Source organism: Kitasatospora sp. NPDC059088, assembly GCF_042738155.1.
In the GTDB taxonomy this organism is placed as follows: domain Bacteria; phylum Actinomycetota; class Actinomycetes; order Streptomycetales; family Streptomycetaceae; genus Kitasatospora.
In genome coordinates this window covers 5,083-8,085 of sequence record NZ_JBHYGR010000070.1, presented here as the reverse complement: position 1 = coordinate 8,085, position 3,003 = coordinate 5,083, and the positions used below count along the sequence as shown (strand labels likewise).

The 3,003-nt window shown below is 74.9% G+C and carries 4 protein-coding genes; 2 read left to right on the top strand and 2 right to left on the bottom strand.

The window, feature by feature from the left end; all coding sequences use genetic code 11:
• Window positions 1-98: 98 nt before the first annotated feature.
• Window positions 99-287, bottom strand: a complete 189-nt coding sequence (locus ACFWXO_RS27395) for a YegP family protein (RefSeq protein WP_375885888.1) — start codon at window positions 285-287, stop codon at window positions 99-101.
• Window positions 288-411: 124 nt separating this feature from the next.
• Window positions 412-1,245, bottom strand: a complete 834-nt coding sequence (locus tag ACFWXO_RS27390; RefSeq protein ID WP_380526770.1) for a helix-turn-helix transcriptional regulator — start codon at window positions 1,243-1,245, stop codon at window positions 412-414.
• A 160-nt stretch (window positions 1,246-1,405) separates the two neighbouring features.
• Between ACFWXO_RS27390 and ACFWXO_RS27385 the strand changes: the two genes are divergently transcribed.
• Window positions 1,406-2,140: an SDR family oxidoreductase gene (locus tag ACFWXO_RS27385; RefSeq protein ID WP_380526768.1), complete on the top strand. Its 735-nt coding sequence runs from the start codon at window positions 1,406-1,408 to the stop codon at window positions 2,138-2,140.
• A gap of 206 nt (window positions 2,141-2,346) precedes the next feature.
• On the top strand, window positions 2,347-3,003 hold a 657-nt coding region (locus ACFWXO_RS27380), incomplete at its 3' end, for a hypothetical protein (protein WP_380526767.1).

The following is a 3,003-nucleotide window of genomic DNA, read 5'->3' as shown; positions in this document are numbered from 1 at the left end:
CGCGGCGGAGCCGGTCGCCGCGGTGGTGTTTTAGGTTGACTCGGCGTATGGGGGGGGGGTCCCGCCCCCCCCCCCCCCCGCGCCCCGGCACCGCCGCGTCACATCGACCCGGCCGCCTCCTTGAGCTCCGCGTACGGCGCGAGCTTACGGATCGACTCGATGCTCTTCAGGCAGTCGTCCTTGCTCTCCTGCGGGTCACCGGTCACCACGACGGTCCCGTTGCTCGCCTTGAGCCGGAACCGGTGCATCCCGCTCTCGTCCGTGTACAGCTCGAACTTCCCAGCCATGCCGTCAACAGCCTTTCGCTCGATGGCCCCCCTGGGACCGCACCGTAGGCCCAAATCCGTTGGAACGCTCGCCAGTTGACCCAGCCGGGTGGCGACCGTTCGAGTCGCGGAGCCGACCTCCGGCTCAGCCGGCGGCGCGGTTCGCGGTGGCGCGCAGGGACCCGAGCAGGGCGAGGGCCTGGGCGCTGGAACTGCCGGGCTCCGCCTGGTAGACGACCAGTTGCTGGCCGGGAGCGTCGCGCACGTCGAAGGCCTGGTAGGTGAGGGTCAGCGGGCCGACGTCCGGGTGGAGGAAGTGCTTGGCCTCCTGGGTCTTTCCGCGTACGGAGTGGACGTTCCACAGCCGGGTGAAGTCGGTGCTGTGGTCGGTGAGGGTGCGGACGAGCGCGCGCAGCCGGGGGCTGTCCGGGTCGAGCCCGGCGGCCTGCCGCAGATGGCCCACGACGGCTTGGGCCGTGTGGCCCCACCGTTCGTGGAACTGCCGGCCCGCCGGGTCGAGGAAGGCCATCCGGGCGAGGTTGTCCATCCGCTCGAAGGGCGAGTGCAGGGCCTCGGCCAGGGCATTGGCGGCCAGGACGTCCAGGGTCCGGTTGATGACGAAGGCCGGGGCGGCGGGGTAGCCGTCCAGCAGCTGGCGCAGGGCGGGGCCGACCAGGTCGGTGGTGTGGGCGAACCGGCTGCCCGGCACCGTCCCCGCCAGCTGGTGCAGGTGCGCTTGCCCGTCCGGGTCGAGCCGCAGGGCGCGGCCGAGCGCGTCGAGGACCTGGGCCGACGGGTGGCGTTCCCGCCCCTGTTCCAGGCGGGTGTAGTAGTCCGCGTTCACCCCGGCCAGGACGGCGACCTCCTCCCGGCGCAGTCCGGCGACCCTGCGCACCCCGTGGCTCGCCATGCCGGCGTCCTGTGGCCGCAGGGCCGCGCGGCGTGCGCGTAGGAACTCTCCCAGATGGTTGTCGGTCACGTCCTCACCCTAGGTGGCGCCGACCGGGCCCTGCCTGGGTGTACCGCACCCAGGCAGGACACGTCCTGGTCGGTCGCCCGCGCCCCGCCCAGACTCGGTCCGGCGGAACGGATCCGCATCCGTCGACGAACCCCGTGCTCCACCAGGAGGAGAAGCAGGCATGACGCAGACATCCAAGGTCGTACTGGTCACCGGGGCGAGCAGCGGCATCGGGGAGGCCACCGCCCGCCGGCTCGCCGCCGACGGCCACCGGCTGTTCCTCGGGGCCCGGCGCACCGACCGCCTCGACGCGCTCACCGGCGAGCTGACCGCCGCGGGCGCCACCGCGGCGTTCCGGCGCCTCGACGTCACGGACGCCGCCGACGTCCGGGCCTTCGTGGCCGCCGCCGGTGAGCGCTACGGCCGGGTCGACGTCCTGGTCAACAACGCCGGAGTGATGCCGCTGTCGCCCCTGGAGGCGCTGAGGACGGACGAGTGGGACCGCATGATCGACGTGAACGTGAGGGGAGTCCTGCACGGCATCGCCGCCGCGCTGCCCGTGATGCGGGCCCAGGGCGGCGGGCACGTCGTGAACATCGCGTCCGTCGGCGCGTACGAGGTCTCGCCCACCGCCGCCGTCTACTGCGCCACCAAGTTCGCCGTCCGAGCGATCTCCGAAGGGCTGCGCCAGGAGTCGGCCGGCGACATCCGGGTCACCCTCGTCTCTCCCGGCGTGACCGAGTCCGAACTCGCCGACGGCATCGCGGACCCCGCCGCGCGGGAGGCCATGAAGGCGTACCGCGCCGTGGCCATTCCCGCCTCCGCGGTGGCGGGGGCCATCGCCTACGCGGTGTCCCAGCCCCGGGAGGTCGACGTCAACGAGCTGGTGGTCCGCCCCGCGGCGAGCGCCCAGTGACCAGGCCGCGTCGGTGGGCGGGGCGACGCGGACCGACCGGTGCAGGCAGTCCTGTGCGGGTCCGGTCCCCTCACTCGATCTGACGAACCGCGCGCTGCGGTCCACCGAGTCGTCCGCGGCTGGCTGGATACTCCGGGATCACGTGTGTGCACCGGCCGTGGCGGGGCGCGGGCGCACGCCTCCCAACTGCGGAAGGACACCGGATCATGCAGTCGATTCCCGGCCCCGGCGGCCCCGGCGGCGACCAGGGCGCGGTCGGCGGGCCGACCGGCACGACCACGGTCATGCCGGCCCGCCCCCACGTGCCGTCCCCGGACGGGCCCAGGGCCGGCGGGTACACCTGGCCCGGGCTGGACGAGGAGTTCACCCGGGAGGTCGTCGCGATCGCGCGGACGGCCGAGGGGCGCGAGCTCGCCGAGTCGCAGGTCTTCGAGATCGTCCGGGCGCAGCCGCAGCCGCAGGGGCTGCCGCTGCGGGTGCGCCCGCAGCTGCGCAGCGAGCTGGACGCGTTCGTCGCCTCGTACCACCGGGTGATCGAGACGCTGGTGGCGGCCTGGGACCACGACCGCGACCTGCGCGAGGTGCTGACGCTTCCCCAGGTGCTGCGCGAGCACGTGGACGCCGCCCGCGACACCCGGGTGCACCTGCTGCGGATCGACCTGCTGCCCCAGGCCGACGGCACGCTGCGGGTGCTGGAGACCAACGCCAACTGCCCCGGGGGCCTGCCCGGGGCCGGCCGGGGCCGGGCGGCCTGGCGGTCGCGGGGGGGGCGGCCCCGCGGCCGCCGTCCCGGGGCCCGCGCCGCCCCCCCCCCCCCCCGGGCGCGGGGGGTGCGGGCGGGCCCGGCGCAGCGCCACCACGGG

Bases quoted from the DNA above. Each gene is read 5' to 3' on its own strand.
- ACFWXO_RS27395 (WP_375885888.1), bottom strand. From the start codon at position 287: ATGGCTGGGAAGTTCGAGCTGTACACGGACGAGAGCGGGATGCACCGG.
- ACFWXO_RS27385 (WP_380526768.1), top strand. From the start codon at position 1,406: ATGACGCAGACATCCAAGGTCGTACTGGTCACCGGGGCGAGCAGCGGC.